The 17,308-nt window shown below is 41.2% G+C and carries 13 protein-coding genes; 7 read left to right on the top strand and 6 right to left on the bottom strand.

The features are described from left to right. The first annotated feature begins 303 nt into the window (after positions 1-303). Positions 304-615, top strand: coding sequence for an ankyrin repeat domain-containing protein (locus tag NO346_RS02465; protein WP_005157138.1), 312 nt, complete (start codon positions 304-306; stop codon positions 613-615). Positions 616-907: 292 nt separating this feature from the next. On the opposite strand, the gene NO346_RS02460 is transcribed toward NO346_RS02465, so the two are convergent. Continuing rightward, the gene (locus NO346_RS02460) at positions 908-1,660 is read right to left on the bottom strand and encodes a TIGR04219 family outer membrane beta-barrel protein (protein WP_256414109.1); all 753 of its coding nucleotides are present in this window, start codon (positions 1,658-1,660) and stop codon (positions 908-910) included. A 132-nt stretch (positions 1,661-1,792) separates the two neighbouring features. On the opposite strand from NO346_RS02460, the gene NO346_RS02455 reads away from it, so the two are divergent. The 3 genes from NO346_RS02455 to NO346_RS02445 all read left to right on the top strand — a co-directional run bounded on the left by NO346_RS02455 (position 1,793) and on the right by NO346_RS02445 (position 5,245). Continuing rightward, the gene (locus NO346_RS02455) at positions 1,793-3,235 is read left to right on the top strand and encodes an aldehyde dehydrogenase family protein (protein ID WP_256414108.1); all 1,443 of its coding nucleotides are present in this window, start codon (positions 1,793-1,795) and stop codon (positions 3,233-3,235) included. A gap of 375 nt (positions 3,236-3,610) precedes the next feature. Beyond that, positions 3,611-5,089 carry a sodium-dependent transporter gene (locus NO346_RS02450; protein WP_256414107.1) on the top strand — a complete coding sequence of 493 codons (1,479 nt, stop codon included), beginning with the start codon at positions 3,611-3,613 and terminating at the stop codon, positions 5,087-5,089. Positions 5,090-5,101: 12 nt separating this feature from the next. After that, complete coding sequence (locus tag NO346_RS02445; protein ID WP_004910340.1) at positions 5,102-5,245, top strand: methionine/alanine import family NSS transporter small subunit; 144 nt, start codon at positions 5,102-5,104, stop codon at positions 5,243-5,245. A 43-nt stretch (positions 5,246-5,288) separates the two neighbouring features. Here NO346_RS02445 and rsmB read toward each other — a convergent pair whose 3' ends face one another. After that, positions 5,289-6,596 (bottom strand): 16S rRNA (cytosine(967)-C(5))-methyltransferase RsmB, encoded by a 1,308-nt coding sequence (rsmB, locus tag NO346_RS02440; RefSeq protein ID WP_256414106.1) that lies wholly within the window; start codon positions 6,594-6,596, stop codon positions 5,289-5,291. Then, positions 6,593-7,555, bottom strand: coding sequence for a methionyl-tRNA formyltransferase (gene fmt, locus NO346_RS02435; RefSeq protein ID WP_256414105.1), 963 nt, complete (start codon positions 7,553-7,555; stop codon positions 6,593-6,595). Before fmt ends, rsmB begins: the two co-directional genes overlap by 4 nt. A 210-nt stretch (positions 7,556-7,765) precedes the next feature. Here fmt and ilvD point away from each other — a divergent pair, with 210 nt between their 5' ends. Together ilvD and NO346_RS02425 are read left to right on the top strand one after the other, a co-directional pair. Continuing rightward, positions 7,766-9,595: a dihydroxy-acid dehydratase gene (gene ilvD, locus NO346_RS02430; protein ID WP_256414103.1), complete on the top strand. Its 1,830-nt coding sequence runs from the start codon at positions 7,766-7,768 to the stop codon at positions 9,593-9,595. A 161-nt stretch (positions 9,596-9,756) separates the two neighbouring features. Beyond that, positions 9,757-11,043 (top strand): hypothetical protein, encoded by a 1,287-nt coding sequence (locus NO346_RS02425; RefSeq protein WP_256414102.1) that lies wholly within the window; start codon positions 9,757-9,759, stop codon positions 11,041-11,043. 30 nt (positions 11,044-11,073) lie between these two features. Here NO346_RS02425 and NO346_RS02420 read toward each other — a convergent pair whose 3' ends face one another. The 3 genes from NO346_RS02420 to NO346_RS02410 form a co-directional block, all read right to left on the bottom strand. Beyond that, positions 11,074-12,369: a solute carrier family 23 protein gene (locus NO346_RS02420; RefSeq protein WP_256414101.1), complete on the bottom strand. Its 1,296-nt coding sequence runs from the start codon at positions 12,367-12,369 to the stop codon at positions 11,074-11,076. A 294-nt stretch (positions 12,370-12,663) separates the two neighbouring features. Continuing rightward, a complete protein-coding gene (gene ppc / locus NO346_RS02415; protein WP_256414100.1) occupies positions 12,664-15,345 on the bottom strand; it encodes a phosphoenolpyruvate carboxylase in 2,682 nt (893 codons plus the stop codon). 84 nt (positions 15,346-15,429) lie between these two features. Further along, positions 15,430-16,053 (bottom strand): TetR/AcrR family transcriptional regulator, encoded by a 624-nt coding sequence (locus NO346_RS02410; RefSeq protein WP_256414099.1) that lies wholly within the window; start codon positions 16,051-16,053, stop codon positions 15,430-15,432. 153 nt (positions 16,054-16,206) lie between these two features. On the opposite strand from NO346_RS02410, the gene NO346_RS02405 reads away from it, so the two are divergent. Further along, on the top strand, positions 16,207-17,307 hold the full coding sequence (locus NO346_RS02405; protein ID WP_256414098.1) for an efflux RND transporter periplasmic adaptor subunit: 1,101 nt from the start codon (positions 16,207-16,209) through the stop codon (positions 17,305-17,307). Position 17,308: the final 1 nt, after the last annotated feature.

Here is a 17,308-nt window from a genome sequence, read left to right as displayed (position 1 = left end):
AAGCTAACGGAGGCAAACCACCTTTGATGGCTGCTTAACCTCTACTTTTAAATTCAGTTATTTATGGGAGGATTACCGAATGTATTAGCAATGAGTAAAAATTATCCAGAAAACACAATGTTAGTTATTTGTTGCGAGTTAGATATAGGCTATTTTTCAAAAGAATGAAATATTTTAGAAGAAAAAGTTAGAGCTTTAAATATTGAACATAATTTCAAAGAGATTTTTATATATGATAGCTCTACTGAAAAATCATTTACTATGAGTTAAATTGAGTCAATTTATAGTTTTAGGAAAATGATTATGAAACTCAACTCTTTTTCTCCACTGCCTGAAGATGATGAAGAACTGCATCTCCCTGAGCTAGTGTATTGGGCATCCCTTGGTGATGTAGAACAAGTCGAGCAATTATTGGTAGAGGGAATAGATCCAAACCAGACCGATGATGAAGGTTATAGCGCGCTTCAAGCTGCTGCCGAGAATGATCATTTAGCTGTGGTGAAACTACTAGTGAGTAAAGGAGCAAATGTCGCTTATAAAGGCGAATATACTGCGCTGCAGCTTGCAGAAATGGCAGAGCATGACGAAGTGGTTGTCTATCTAAAAACTCTTTAAATCACGCATAAAATGATAAATAAAAAGAAGCCCCATCATCCTGACGGGGCTTCTTAGTATTCAGCTTCTTGTCGTTTATATTCCTTATGAACGACCGCTTCCTGCGTATCTTGTTATTTTCAATGAGACTTCCTGTCTCTGTATGCTTTATATGATATGTGAAAACTTTAGAATGGGATATTCGCCAATCGCTGAGATTGTTGTAGGTTTTGGCGTACATCAATTGAGAATGATGAAATGATAAGCGATAAAAAACGGAATCCATAGATTCCGTTTCTCACCTTATTAGGATTTAGAAATGAACATCTAAACCGATATAAGGACCTTTAAAATTAAATTTAAGATCGTTTTTTTCGTAGTCATCTAATTTAATGTCTAAGATACGGTAGCCAGCTTTCAAGCCAACATCGACCAACAGATTATCAATAAAGTTATATTGTAATTCGGCTTGTGCGTCAGTAATTTTGGTATCATTGATGTTGCTATATAACAATTCAGCTTTAGCACTCAAGCCTGTAAATGGTAATTTTACCCCTGCTGATCCATAGATCACAGGAACAGTTTTATCGATATCTGTTTTGCTTAAACCGAGTTTTTTAACATCACCATTTAAACTGGTTGCGCCTAAACCAATATCTGCATTTACGATAGTATCCAAGATTTCATAATATAAAATGAAATCGGTATGATCTATGTTCAAGTCATAAACTGGCTGACCTGCAACTTCATTTTCAGTTTGTGATTTTAAATTCACATAGCGAATTTTTGCATTTGGAATCAGTGGAATTGGGTGCTCAAATGCAAGCGAAATTTGAGCTGAGCCTTTACGGTCTAAATTATATTCTCGAGAGTTTGCGTAAGGATCCAATAGAAGATTATCTACGCCAGTTTGGTTGGATAAAGACGTTGTATTATTGGGTTGAACTTGAGTCTTACCATCATAAGACCAATAGCTTGCATCTGCTTTCACGCCAATTACATCTGCTTGCGCCAGACCACAAATACTTGTCCCTATAGCAAGCATTGATATTTTTAATATTTTCATTCGATTGTCCTAATTCATCTCAAAAACCCTAATGAATTGTTGTGAATTCATCAGTGATTGGGCGAATCATATAGTGATATTTGAAAATATACAGTAGTCTAATTTTAAATTTTAATTATAGGATGAAGAATAATGACCGATGCACAAAATGTTGTGGATTATCCTTTGTATGTTGCAGGGAAAGCAGTAGCGACAGGTCAATGGTTAGAAGTTCATGATAAATATACTAATACGGTCTATGCTCGAGTTGCGTTAGCAGATGAAAAAGTGTTGGAAAAAGCAATTTCTGCATCAGTTAAAGCTGAGGTAGATATGGCGACGCTTAAGCCATTTGAAAAACAAAAAGTTCTATTACATTGCGTTAAACGTTTTAATGAATTACGTGAAGAATTGACAGAAATATTGATTATTGAGGGGGGTAAGCCGCGAGGTGTTGCAAGTGCAGAAGTGGAACGTTTGATAAATACGTTCCAATTGGCTGCAGATGCGGTCACACAACTTGATGATGGTCGAATGTTGCCTTTGGCTGTAACGCCTGCGGCTGCTCGTTTTCGAGGTATGGTTAAGCATGTGCCAATTGGTGCAGTTTCGCTGATTAGCCCATTTAATTTCCCTTTAAATCTGGTTGCACACAAGATCGCACCTGCAATTGCAGCAGGTTGTCCATTTGTATTGAAGCCTGCGAGTTTGACACCGATCAGTGCATTAATGATTGCCAAGGTTTTGGCGGAAACTGATTTACCAAGAGGCTCATGGTCAGTGTTGCCTTGTGATCGCCAAGCAGCGGATATTTTGGTAACAGATGATCGTTTTAAATTACTCAGCTTTACGGGGTCAGATCAGGTTGGTTGGGACATGAAAGCGCGTGCAGGGCGCAAGAAAGTTACTTTGGAACTGGGTGGCAACGCTGCGGTTCTGATCGATGCAGATACCGTGATTGATGAGGCGCTGATTGATCGTTTGATCAGTGCCGCTTATGGGCATGCAGGGCAAGTTTGTATCAGTGTGCAGCGGATTTTAGTGCATGCTGATCTTTATGTGGAAGTGAAAAAGAAACTGATTGCGAAACTGAAAAAAATTAAAGTAGATGATCCAAAGCTCAATACCACATTGGTAGGTCCGATGATTAAGGAAGCTGAAGCTGTTCGCCTGAAAAAATGGGTTGATAAAGCCGAGAAAAAAGGGGCAAAGGTTCTGACGGGAGGACATTTACAAGGCGTATTATTTGAACCGACTTTACTGGAGAATGTTGATGCCAAACTAGAAATCTATAAGGATGAAGCATTTGGCCCTGTTGCCATTTTAGAAAAATTTAAAGAGTTTGAGCAGGGTATTAATACAATTAATCAAAGTCGTTTTGGTTTACAGGCAGGGGTATATACGCAAAATCTGAATAAAATGCTGTATGCATGGGATCATTTGCATGTTGGTGGAGTCATCATTAATGATGTGCCTACATTCCGTGTCGATAACATGCCGTATGGCGGTGTGAAAGACTCAGGCTTAGGTCGCGAAGGAATTCACTCAGCGATTCGTGATATGCAAGAAGAACGCTTGCTCGCAATTAAACAATAAAATAGAAGTTCAAGCGGAGTTCTGGCTTCGCTTGATTAGGTTGTATACTTGATTTTATAAATTGACTGTAAGGTCAAAATTTCATTCAGTTAAAAAATAATCAGTTATTTAAAAAACATAATTTTTCAGACAGAAATTACAGTAAAAAGAAATAAAAACAGGTATTGTTCGGCTATTAAAAAGCAGAAAAACAAAATCCAATCTTTAAGGAAGATGGTTTGGTTTTTGCTTGTTTGTTCATGAAAATGAGAGAGGCCCACAAGGTTGGAATTTCATGCAAGCAAAACAATATTTTTTATGGCACTTTTCATGTCTGTTGGATAATAAAACCTAACTCAGTATGAAAAATGCCAGCGGTATATATTTAGGTGTCATATGGCAGATTCTCGTGAAAACTGGACATCACGATCTGGTTTTATTATTGCAGCCGTTGGTTCGGCTGTAGGTTTAGGTAATATTTGGCGCTTTCCTTATGTTGCCTACGAAAATGGTGGTGGTGCGTTTCTTATTCCGTATTTACTCGCACTAATTACGGCTGGTTTACCTCTTTTATTTTTAGATTATGCGACTGGACATCGTAGTACAGGCTCACCCCCTAAAGCATATCGTGCTTTATTTAAAGGTGGTGAAACACTAGGTTGGTGGCAAGTCTGTGTCTGTATCATTATTGGTTTGTACTATGCCAGCGTACTGACGTGGGCGGGAAGTTATGTGTATTTCTCGATTGGTCAGGCGTGGGGCAGTGACCCAGAAAGTTTCTTCTTTAATACGTACTTACAGACCTCGAAAGCAACTGGCTTTGATTTGCAGTTTGTCAGCCATTTATTTTGGCCAATTGTGGGAATCTGGGCGCTGACCTTAGTGATTTTGTATGGTGGTGTTAAAAAAGGTGTTGAATTATCCAACAAGATTTTCATGCCATTGCTGTTCGTACTGTTCACCATCCTTGTGATTCAGTCACTACGCTTGCCCGGTGCGGTTGAGGGCTTAAATGCATTCTTCACGCCGAACTGGTCTGCGATGATGGACTATAAAGTTTGGTTAGCAGCTTATGGTCATACGTTCTTCTCACTTTCTGTTGGCTTCGGGATCATGGTGACCTATGCATCTTATTTGAAGCCTAAAACTAACTTAACAGGCTCTGGTTTGATCGTTGGTTTTGCCAATGCATCGACTGAAATCCTTGCTGGTATTGGTATTTTTGCTGCACTCGGCTTTATGGCACATGCTGCGGGTACAGAAGTTAAAGATGTCGTAAGTGGTGGTATTGGTCTGGCATTTATTGCATTCCCTAAAATTATTTCAAGCTTAGGTGCAGGCGCAGACGTATTTGGTCTCTTGTTCTTCTCATCGTTGTTTGTTGCTGGTATTTCATCGATGGTGAGTATTCTTGAAGTGCCAATCGCAGCAATGCAGGATAAATTGAAATGGGGACGTAAGAAGGCAGTAACGATCATCGGTGGTGGTAGTGCGCTAGTTTCAGTGATTTTATTCTCAAGCGTTAATGCCATTAAGCTGGTGGATATTGTGGATCACTTCATCAATAACATCGGTATTATTGGCGGAGCATTGGTTTCTATCATTAGTATTGCTTGGTTTAAACGCTCTGCTTTGATTGAACTCCGTGACCATGTGAACCGTATTTCTACGATTCAGTTAGGTAAAGGTTGGGCGTTTACGCTTACTGTGATCACATCATTGATCCTGTTAACGACTTTGAGCATGACAGTGATTAACTTGATTAAGAACGGTTACGATACTTACAGTATGAGCTTACAAGGCGTGTTTGGATGGGGTAGTGTCATTTTCTGTGCTGTCGTTGCGCTAGTTTTAAGCAGAATGAAAGATCGCTAGGAGAATAAAATTATGAATACTTCAGCAATCGTAATGATGATTATTTCAATGGTGTTTTTATGGGGTGGACTCGCTTTGTCGATTCGCCACCTGATGAAGAATCCAGAAGATTTAGATGATGTTCTTGAAGAAGTTAAAGATCAGCATACGCTGTGATTGATTCTTAAAAAAAAAGCAGGCTTTTAAGCCTGCTTTTTTATTACGCTTGTTTTTGGATATGACAATAATAGAAACCATCACCTGATTGATTTGAAGGCAACAGCTGACGACCATGGATCTGTTCTATACCCCAATCCGCAGAGATTTTAATTTCTTTTGCATCGGGATGGTCTGCAAAAAACTCGACCATCTGCTGCTCATTCTCGACTTTTAATATTGAGCAGGTGATATAAAGCAGCGTACCGCCAACTTTAAGCTGTTGCCACATCTGTCTCAAAATCTGTTGCTGTAAAGCCACGGTTTGTGCGATGTCTGTGGACTGTCTGAGCAAGCGAATATCAGGATGACGACGAATAACACCTGTTGCAGAACAAGGTGCATCCAGCACGATACAATCGACGGGTTCTGGTGCTTGCCATGTGGTGGCATCGGCTGCGATAATCTCCACCTCAGTTTGATCTAAGCCAAGACGTTCGATATTTTCAGAAACACGCAATAAACGTTTTGCATCATGATCTAATGCGATTAGCTTTTTAGGATTAAAGCGCTCAAGGATATGTGCTGTTTTTCCACCTGGTGCAGCACAAGCATCAACCACCACTTTGCCATCTAGGCTCGGTAAAAGTGTGGCGCACAATTGTGCATGTTCATCCTGAACAGAAAAGCCACCTTCTTCGAAACCTGGTAAATGGGTAATATTGCCCGTTTGTTCCAAAACAATACCAACGTCAGAAAGCATGCAAGGACGAGCATTAATCTGTTCTTCGTCCAAAATCTCTAAATATTCATCACGACTAACTTGGCGTTCATTGACGCGCAGGGTGAGTGGCGCGACTTGTTTTAAGGCTTGGCACAGATGCTCTGCTTGCTCAGGCCAATCTTTTTTGATTCGTTTGAATAACCAACTTGGTAAACCATGTGTATTATTCAAAGCTATTTGAAATTCATCTGTTTCACGTGAAACACGACGCAGAATCGCATTGACCACACCACTCATTGGCTCGAAACCTAATTGCTTAGCAGCATTTACAGTTTCCGAAATTGCAGCATGTACAGGAATACGGGTACATAAAATTTGATATAAGCCAAGATATAAACAACTTTCTAATGCTTCATTGTCTAACGGTTTGGTGAGTAATGGTAAGGTAATGGCTTTTAATGAAAACCACTGGCGTAAACAACCTAAAGTCAGTTCGTGATATAAACCACGATCACGTTCAGAGACCATATTGATATGTTGATTCAATACGGAAGTCAAAGATTGCCCATTTTGAACAGCCAAAAGTGTTTTGATCACTTGCGCACGTAGATTCAAATTTTTTGTAGATGATTGATTCGATTGGCTCATGGGAGAATTTGTCCAAGATGTAATTTTTGAGTTTGGGCAATTTGGACAGCATTGAGCGCTTTACCACCTGACCACTGTAAACTGGTTAAGCACACGACACTGTTTTCACCACAAGCGACATGTACGCCTTGCTTATCAATTGCAAGAATTTCACCTAATTGAGCATTTGCTTTACTGATCTCGGAGCGCATTGAACTCCAAACACGTAAGGCGTTATTTTCATCCAATTGAATAAAAGCCACAGGCCAAGGGTTGAACGCACGAATATTGCGGTCGATTTGGATTGCAGTTTGTGTCCAATCAATACGTGCTTCTGATTTCACTAATTTATGTGCATAAACCGTCAGGGATTCATCTTGAACTTCACGTTTGGCAATAAATGATTGCAAACTTTGCTCAGTTTCAAGCACGGTACAAATAGCTTCAGCACCTTGAGTCGCTAACTTGTCATGCAAGGTTGCAGAGGTATCTTCTGCAGTAATTGGACAATAGGTTTTGTACATCATATCGCCTGTGTCCAAACCAGCTGCCATTTGCATGATGGTGATGCCTGTTTCGGCATCTCCAGTCGCGATTGCACGTTGAATCGGAGCTGCTCCACGCCAACGAGGTAAAAGAGAACCGTGAATGTTTAAACAACCGTATTTAGGCATATCTAATACGGTTTGTGGCAAGATCAGACCGTAAGCGGCGACTACCATGACATCAGCACCCAAAGCTGCTAGCTCTTGTAGGGCAGCTAAACCTTCTTCAGTCGATGCTTTAAAATGCAGTGGTTGAAAAACAGGTAAGCCATGTTCAAGTGCAAGTTGCTTTACGGGAGAAGGTGTAAGCTTTTGTCCGCGCCCTGATTTACGATCAGGTTGAGTGTAAACCGCAATAATCTGGTGTGGTGTTTTTAATAATGCCGCCAATGCGGTTGCCGCAAATTCAGGCGTACCAGCAAAAATGATCTTCACAAAGATAATCCACAGAAAATTTGCCCCAAATTATAAGCCAAAAAGCCACTAGCCCCTAATTAGGTGAAAGGAATTGTCTTTGAACAAAAAAGATAGGTTCACTGGTCATCAGTTAAACGATAACTTGTAGTATGATGGGAAAAGCTCAGTATCATTTCGCCAGAGAGAATGTCTTATTCATCTCGAGCACACACTTGTTGGGAATACAAAATGCCTGATTATCGTTCAAAAACATCAACACATGGAAGAAATATGGCGGGCGCGCGCGGTTTATGGCGTGCGACTGGTATGAAAGATGAAGATTTTGGCAAACCAATTATTGCGGTGGTCAACTCATTTACCCAATTCGTTCCAGGTCACGTGCATCTTAAAGATTTAGGGCAACTGGTTGCACGAGAAATTGAAGCTTCTGGTGGTGTCGCAAAAGAATTTAATACCATTGCCGTGGATGACGGGATTGCCATGGGGCATGACGGGATGCTGTATTCACTACCATCACGTGATTTAATTGCCGATTCTGTAGAATACATGGTCAATGCCCATTGTGCCGATGCAATGGTATGTATCTCGAACTGTGACAAGATCACACCTGGAATGCTGATGGCTGCAATGCGCTTGAATATCCCAGTGGTGTTCGTGTCTGGCGGTCCGATGGAAGCGGGTAAAGTCAAATTCCGTGGTGATGAAAAGGCAATCGACTTAGTTGATGCCATGGTCGTTGCAGCAGATGAAAGCTATACCGATGAAGAAGTTGCAGCATTTGAGCGTTCGGCATGTCCAACTTGTGGTTCATGTTCGGGTATGTTTACTGCAAACTCAATGAACTGTCTAACTGAAGCTTTGGGTTTATCATTGCCGGGTAATGGTTCTATTGTTGCAACTCACGCTAACCGCGAAAAACTATTCCTAAAAGCAGGTCGTTTAGTAGTTGAACTTGCGAAGCGTTATTATGAACAAAATGACGACAGCATTCTGCCACGTTCAATTGCAACCAAAGCAGCATTTGAAAATGCGATGACTTTGGATATTGCAATGGGTGGTTCTACCAATACCGTATTGCATTTGCTTGCTGCTGCACATGAAGCAGAAGTTGATTTCACTATGGATGATATCGACAATTTATCTCGTAAAGTACCTGTATTGTCTAAAGTTGCACCTGCAAAGTCGGATGTGCATATGGAAGATGTACACCGTGCTGGGGGTATCATGGCGATCTTAGGTGAGCTTGATCGTGCCAATCTACTGAATACTTCATGCCCAACCGTACATGAAAAAACACTGAAAGATGCCTTAGACAAGTGGGATATTATCCGCACTGAAGATGCAGATGTTTATGAGTTCTATCGCTCATCACCGGGTGGTGTTCCAACTCAAGTAGCATTCTCACAAAACCGTTATTATTCAACTTTGGATGGTGACCGTGAGAAAGGTGTTATCCGTAATGCTGAACATGCTTTCTCTAAAGACGGTGGCTTGGCAGTCCTTTACGGTAACATTGCTTTAGATGGCTGTATCGTCAAAACTGCGGGTGTGGATGAATCGATTCTTAAATTCACGGGTACAGCGCGTGTTTTTGAAAGCCAAGATTCAGCGGTTGAAGCGATTTTAGATCATAAGATCGTGGCAGGTGACATCGTTGTCATTCGTTATGAAGGCCCACGCGGTGGTCCAGGTATGCAAGAAATGTTGTATCCAACAAGCTACTTGAAATCAAAAGGTTTAGGTAAAGACTGCGCTTTGATTACGGATGGTCGTTTCTCTGGTGGTTCTTCAGGCTTATCAATTGGTCACGTGTCTCCTGAAGCTGCTGAAGGCGGTGCGATAGGTTTGGTTGAAGATGGCGATACCATTGAAATCGATATTCCAAATCGTACGATTCACTTGAATGTAGATGATGCAACGATGGCTCATCGTCGTACGGTTCAAGAAGCAAAAGGCTGGCATCCAGCTGAAGAGCGCAAGCGTAAAGTTTCTAAATCACTTAAGATTTATGCAATGCACTCTACGAGCGCAGCAAAAGGCGCTGTTCGCGTTCTGTAATTCTGATCGCCGCTTAAAGCGGCGAGATCCCTCTTACAATAAAAGGGGGATTTTTTTTTGATTTTATTAGATACTGAAGATAATTTTTGCTGACGTATAAATTGATACGTGAGTACAATTTCATTCACTTACAGATTTTATGACCATTAGAGGCTATCGACATGTCTTTGTTACGTCGTTGGTTTGATCCCATCCGATCGCGTTGGTTTTACCAAAAACCTTCTCGTCAGGCGGAATTACCCACGGAACAGGGTTTAAGCATTTATCTTCGTTTAGACGATGTTTATAGTTATCTTGCGGTACAACAACTGGATCAGTTGAATGAGATTTTGAGTGACGAACTCAAACCATTAAAGGTGATTATATCTAGACAGGGTGCAGAACCCCCAAATGGAATGACAGCCGAAGATTGGCTTCAATATTGTCTAAATGATGCCAAGATTCTAGCAAAACAGCATCGTTTTGGATTTGACGATACACCTGAAATACCAACAGCAGAAGCCTTACAACAAGCAGAAACAATTCTAAGAAATACGCCATTAAGAGAACAAAATTTTTTACATTTACTAGAAGATGTTTTTCATATGCTTTGGCAGCAGCAATATGGAAAATTACGTACTCTTTATGCGATGGCAAGTCAGCATCAAACTCCACAAAATTACCCAGAACGCATTTTTAAAGATGTGCCAGTGATTGCTAGCTATTTCGAATTTGGTGAGCGTAAGTATCAAGCTGTTGATGATTTATTACGTTTGACCCGCCGTTTAAAACAACAAAAACTACTTACGGGTAATCCCATCTTTTTGATTAACCATATTGAGTGGCGAGAGCATTTAATCAATGACGGTGAGTCTATAACTGAAGTTCAAGGTTTGCATCCAGAGCTGGATTTATATATCGCTCTTGAAGATCCAATGAGCTGGCTATTACTCGCCTACATCAAAGAAGAACTGGCAAATTATTACAATATCCAATTAAGCGTGTATCCATTAAGTTATCACGGACGTGATTGGTTTGATTGGAGTTTGGCAACACGTGTTTCTAAGCGGACACAAGTTGCATTTACACCTTTTTGTCGACCAACCAAAGAGGCAACCTATGAAATGGCAAAATTGTTTTATAGCGTCCCTGTTGAGCAACAAGTCGACTGCATGCATGAGATTTTAGAAGCGGTTTGGACACGTGGAAAAGATTTATCCTTTAAGGCGCATTTTCAAAAAATGCAAAAGCGTTTGGATATTGACCAACTGACTGAACAAGATGTTGAACAATGCTTAAAGCAAAATGATGTTCTGTGTCAGGAAAAGCATCAACCTGATTTTCCAGTCTTAGAGTTTCGTATAGACGGACAAACTTATGTGTTTAATAGTTTGTATCGAGTTTGGATGATTGAAAGTATTATCAGCAATGTTTTGGAAGATAAATATAAGCAGGAAAGTCAGGAATAAATAAAAAGGCAGCCGAAGCTGCCCACGATTCTAATGTTTATCTTTTAAACTGAATAACAGGTTCAGGAAAATCGCAGCAAAAGTTGCGGTTCCAATTCCCCCTAAATTAAAGCTACCAAACAGTAATTCAAAGTTACCTGCACCTAAAATAATAGTGACAGATGCAACAATAAGGTTTTTATTATTAGAAAAATCGACTTTATTTTCGATCCAGATTTTTGCACCTGCAATGGTAATTAAACCAAATACTACGATCGAAGCACCCGTAAGGACTGCTGTCGGGATCGTACTAATCACTGCGCCAAATTTAGGAGACAGCCCCAAGAAAATTGCAAATACGCCAGCGATTACAAATACAATCGTAGAATAAACACGGGTAACTGCCATCACACCAATATTTTCACCATAGGTGGTCATACCCGGTGCGCCAACACTACCCGATAACGTTGTGGCCAAACCATCCGCAACAAAAGCTTTACCCAGTTGAGGTGTAAGATCTTCGCCTGTCATTGAACCGACTGCTTTGATGTGACCTAGATTTTCAGCGACTAAAATCAATGCAACGGGAGCAATAATTAAAATTGCATTTAAATCAAAAGTTGGGTGTGAAAAAGTTGGGATACCAAACCATGGTGCTGCTGCAATTTGGGAGAAATCAATCGGTTTACCAAATCCTAGAATATTTGTTGCAACCACATATACGGCATAAGCAATCAATAAACCCACTAACAGTAATAAACGTTGTAATAAGCCCTTGGTAAATACAGCAATAATGCCCATGCTTAATACAGTGATGAGTGCCATCCACATTTCAAAAGGCTGTCCAGCAACGCCTTTAATAGTAACGGGTGCAAGGTTGAGACCAATAATCATCACCACAGCGCCTGTGACAACAGGTGGCATGAGTTTCTCAATCCAACGTGTGCCTGTGAGCATGACCGCAAAACCGATCAAGGCATAAAAAATACCACAGGCAACAATTCCACCAAGCGCAACTGCAAGGTTTGGATTGGTTCCTGACCCAGTAATATGACCAGTTGCGGCTGCAACGACACCAATAAATGCAAAGCTTGAGCCTAAATAACTTGGAACACGACCACCCGTGATCAAGAAGAAAATAATAGTACAAATCCCTGACATTAAGATGGCAAGGTTGGGGCTAAAGCCCATCAGAAGGGGTGCAAGAACAGTTGCACCAAACATTGCAAATGCGTGTTGTACCCCTAATACCGCACTTTGTAAGGGCGGTAAATATTCATTTGTCGCGACAGGGCGATGATCAATCTTTCCCTGATACGGCTGCCATTTTGGAAACCAATTTGACATAGATGAGACTCATTATGTGATATCAGCGGGTATGATACCCTGTCTTAAAACGAGCTTTCACCTATAAGTCATTGAGAATATTGCCAGATCATGTTTTTTTGCGTCTGTATTTTTACCTTTTGGTAAAATGTGTTTCAAAATAAACTATCGTATTTATTATTTATTTTATTCGCCTAATTTAAAAAACCTACGGCTAATATTTAAAAAAATTTCTAAATTTTTTTTCTAAAAATGGAATGTTTTGCCAATCTTGCCATCAACACCTGTGATTTATGTTGATGGCAAGGCTCTTATTTAGCCAGTATTGCGCAAACCTGCCGCAATACCTGCAATACTGACCATTAAGGCATGATCGACAGGGCTATGCTCAGTTTGATGCTCGGCTAAATACAGACGACGGCGTTTCATCAGCTCTGCTTGTAATAAATGCAGAGGCAATAAATATGGTTTCCGCACCTGCATGGATTGATCAAGCACTTCATTATTACTTAAAAGCTTAGACTCACCTTTAAGACTGAGCAAGGTATCTACGGCATTTTGTAGGCGTTGGCGTAATTCAACCCCCAAATTTTTTAAGTCCTGATCTTGGGTGAGATGAGATTCATAGTACAACGCAATGTCTGCATCTGATTTAGACAGTACCATTTCCAACATATCAATTAAGGTTTGGAAATACGGCCACTGATCTAGCATGTCATTGAGCGTATTTTTATGTTGTTCATGCACTTGATTAATTGCGGTGCCAGTTCCCAGCCAAGCGGGCAACATCAAACGAATTTGTGTCCAAGCAAATACCCATGGAATTGCACGTAAGGATTCGATGCCGCCACTTACTTTTCGTTTTGCTGGGCGTGATCCCAATGGCAACATTTGCAGCTCTAATTCTGGTGTAACGGTACGCAAATAACTCACAAAATTTGGATTCTCACGAACCGTTTGGCGATATACCTTAACGGAGAGATCCGTCATCTGATTCATCAAATCACGCCATTCTTTCTTAGGTTCTGGCGGTGGTAATAGTGTTGCTTCTAATGTTGCCGCTGTATAGATTTCCAAATTTTGTAGCGCGATGCCTTCTAAACCAAATTTAAAGCGAATCATTTCACCCTGTTCAGTGACACGAATTGCTCCAGAGATTGAGCCTGGTGGTTGTGAGAACAAGGCTTGTTGTGTTGGTGCACCGCCACGACTGATTGAACCGCCACGACCATGAAATAGAGTCAATTGTACCCCATGTTCTCGAGCGACAGCGGTGAGTTCTTCTTGCGCACGATATTGTGCCCAGTTTGCCGACATAAAGCCCGCATCCTTTGCCGAGTCTGAATAGCCGATCATCACTTCATGTTTGCCTTGAATATGCTGTTTATACCAATGCATATTGAATAAGGTATTCATGGTTTTGGCTGCACCATCAAGATCTTTTAAGGTTTCAAATAAGGGCACCACTCGAAGAGGATGTTGGATACCAGCTTCTTTTTGTAAGAGTAAAACAGCTAAGACGTCACTTGGATATTCTGCCATCGAAATAATATAGGCACCCAAGCTCTCAGCTGGTTGTTCAGCCAAAGTGCGCATGGTCGCAAAGACTTCAAGCACATCAGGATGTTGAATCAAGCTGCCTTCGGGTTCATTGAAATATTTAGGCAGTAAAGGACGTTTACTTTGTAGTTCCTGAATAAGGAAGTTTTGACGAGCCTGTTCAGTCCATGATTCAAAATTGCCTAGACCTAGATATTCAGTAATCGCTGAAATGGCTTGACGATGCCGCCCTGATTCTTGGCGAATATCGAGTTTGAGTAACTCAATTCCAAAGCAATTGATTCGGTATATAAAATCAAGCAATTGCCCATTGGCGATTTCAGCGAGGTTGCTCTCGATTAAGGAGCGATAGCAGAGTAATAAGGGCTGTAATAATTCATCTTTATTTCGAATGATCTGACTATCATCAGCTTCATGGCCTTGTAAGCGTTGCCCCAACCAATAGCGGGTGGCTTTTAAACGTTCACGGGTGTCGCGCAGATATTCACGATACGGTTCAGGGTGTTCATAGCCTAATGCTTGAGTCAGTTCCTCAGAACAACTTTGAATGGACAGTTCCCAACGCAGATTTTCAATATCACGCAAATACAAATCAGCAGCTTGCCAACGTGATAACCATAATACTTCTTGGGTGACTTGATGGGTGACATTGGGATTGCCATCACGATCACCACCCATCCATGAGGCAAAGCGAATTGGCGCGATATTGAGCGGTAAGTTTTGTTCACAATGCTGTTGGGTCAGTTCATTCAGCTCACGAATAAACTTAGGTACAGCATTCCACAAAGTTTGTTCAATCGTCGCAAAGCCCCACTTTGCTTCATCGACAGGGGTCGGGCGATGTTGGCGAATTTCGTCTGTCTGCCAAGCTGAACTGACCAATTGTTTCAGGGTGGCGATGGTTTGTTGGCGTTCACGAGGTGTTAGTTTTTGCTGATCTAGTTGAGATAGGCAATCGGTAATATCATCATATTTTTGAATCAAGGTACGACGACTGACTTCGGTTGGATGCGCTGTGAGGACCAATTCAATTTTTAAATCGCAGATTTGTTCGAATAATTGTTTTGAGTTGATCTGCTCAGTTTTGAATTTTTCAAATAAATGTGACAAAGGATTTGGATTAGGGGCTTGTTCGTCAAACTCAGCCTGACGACGATTACGCACTACATGATATTGTTCCGCAATATTGGCGAAGTTCAGAAAATGTGAGAATGCGCGAGTCAGCGGCAAAATCTCTTCATCTTTTAAACCGAGAAACAATTGTTCGAGCTGTTTTTCTGCTTCGATCTGGCCGTCACGTGCACCTTTGGCTAATGTGCGAATTTGTTCAATCTGATTAAACAAATCTTGCCCAGCATGTTGCTTTAAGGTCTCTCCAAGTAAATTGCCGAGTAAGCGGACATCTTCACGTAATGGAGCAGTGATTTGCTGAATCATTCTAATTCTCCTGTTGTTCTCACTCGACTATAGCGCGATTGGGAGACATTCCAAGAGCAGAACGTAAAAAAATGTGAATTTTATCTAATTTTTAGCTTGATATTTAAGCAAAAAAATCTCGATGGCATGTTGAATGATCTGATCGATTTCATCCGCCGTGGGCACTGGGGCTAGACCCAGTAAAACCTTGTGGTGGCGTCTGCCGAGCATGAGTGCCACAATCAGTTCGGTCTGTTTAAGGGGATCATCTGCCTGAATAAAGTTGAGTGTGATGGCCTGCTCAAAAAAACCACACCAGACATGACACATACGTGTGTGTGAGGCATCAAAAAACTGTTGGGTGAGGGGGCTTTGTTCAGCCGCGAGTTCAAACAGCACCCGATCCAGCTTCATCGCTTCAGGCAGGTAAATAATGCTTAAGGCACGCTGACACATTAAATATAGTGCCTGCCTAAAGTCGGACTCAGGTGTGAGTTCAAACTGTTTCGCCCGAATCGATTCTTCACAGCTTTCTTCAATGGCGCAGATAAACAGGTTAGCCTTGTCCTGAAAATGGTTATACACCGTGAGTTTAGTCACGCCTGCTTCTTTGGCAATCTGATTCATATTGGTGGCGTGGTAACCCATTTTTAAAAAAATAGATTTTGCAGCCTGTAAGATTTTGGCTCTTTTTTCTAAATCTTTAGGGCGACCACTGTGAATTTGCACGTTAGCTGTCTCATTTAATTCAATTCAAAATCAAAATGCTAGATTTAATTTTTAATTAGTGTACTCATGAGTATATTAATTAAAAAATAAACAATCTATCATAATGTTCATATTGTGCCTTAAAAAATCAATTTGAATAAGAGCGAAACAGAGATGAATCTGCTAAATCATGTAATTGTGGGGTTGCTCGTACTCAGCAGTGTCACTTTAACGGCATGTCAAAAAGAGGTTCCCAAGACAGAGGAAATTCCTTATGTCATGGTGACGCAGCCGAATACGAATCATATCGATCAAAAAAGTTATGCAGGTGATGTTCAAGCCAAGCAACAAACCGCATTGGCATTTCGTGTTGGGGGGCAAATTACCGAACGTTATGTTGATGTGGGTGATCGGGTCAAAGTCGGACAGGTTTTGGCTAAACTAGATGTCAAAGACGCACAATTGCAAATGAACGCTGCCAAAGCGCAATTGCAAAGTGCTGAAGCAGCAGCAAAAATTGCGGCTCAAGAATATCAGCGTTATCAACAGTTATTACCTGTCAATGCAGTGAGTCGCTCACAATTTGATGCGGTGAAAAATCAGTATGAATCTGCTCAAGCAGGGTTACAGCAAGCGCGTTCTAATTATGAAGTGTCTTCAAATCAAACCGGTTATAACCAACTTATTTCGAATAAAAATGGCGTGATTACTCAACGTCAAATTGAAATTGGACAAGTAATTGCGGCAGGTCAACCTGCCTATCAACTCGCAATTGAAGGTGAGCGAGAAGTCGTGTTTGGCGTACCTGAGCAGGCCGTCAGTACCATTAAAGTCGGGCAACCTGCTTGGGTAACTTTGTGGTCTCAGCCAGAAGCACGTTTTGCGGCAAAAGTCCGTGAAGTGTCACCCGCTGCAGACCAATCGCGAACATTCACCGTGAAAGTTTCATTGCTTGAGGGGCAATCGAGTATCCAACTGGGGCAAAGCGCTCGGGTATTCTTTGTCGCAAATGAAAATAATGTATTGAGTGTGCCTCTATCCAGTGTCACTGCCAATGATCAACAAGCCTATGTCTGGGTCGTGAATAGTAATCAAACTTTACGTAAAGTCCCAGTGACGTTGGGTACTTATGGGCGTGACAGTGTGCCTATTCTGTCAGGTCTAAAAGCTTCAGATTGGGTTGTCGTTGGTGGCGTACACCTGTTGCGTGACCAGCAAAAGATTCATCCTGTAGACCGTGATAATCGCGCAGTCACGGTTAAAACAGGAGGTTAAG

It is taken from the genome of Acinetobacter sp. 5862, from assembly GCF_024494585.1.
In the GTDB taxonomy this organism is placed as follows: domain Bacteria; phylum Pseudomonadota; class Gammaproteobacteria; order Pseudomonadales; family Moraxellaceae; genus Acinetobacter.
Note: the sequence above shows the minus strand (reverse complement) of the source record. Positions and strands in the feature narration are given on the sequence as shown.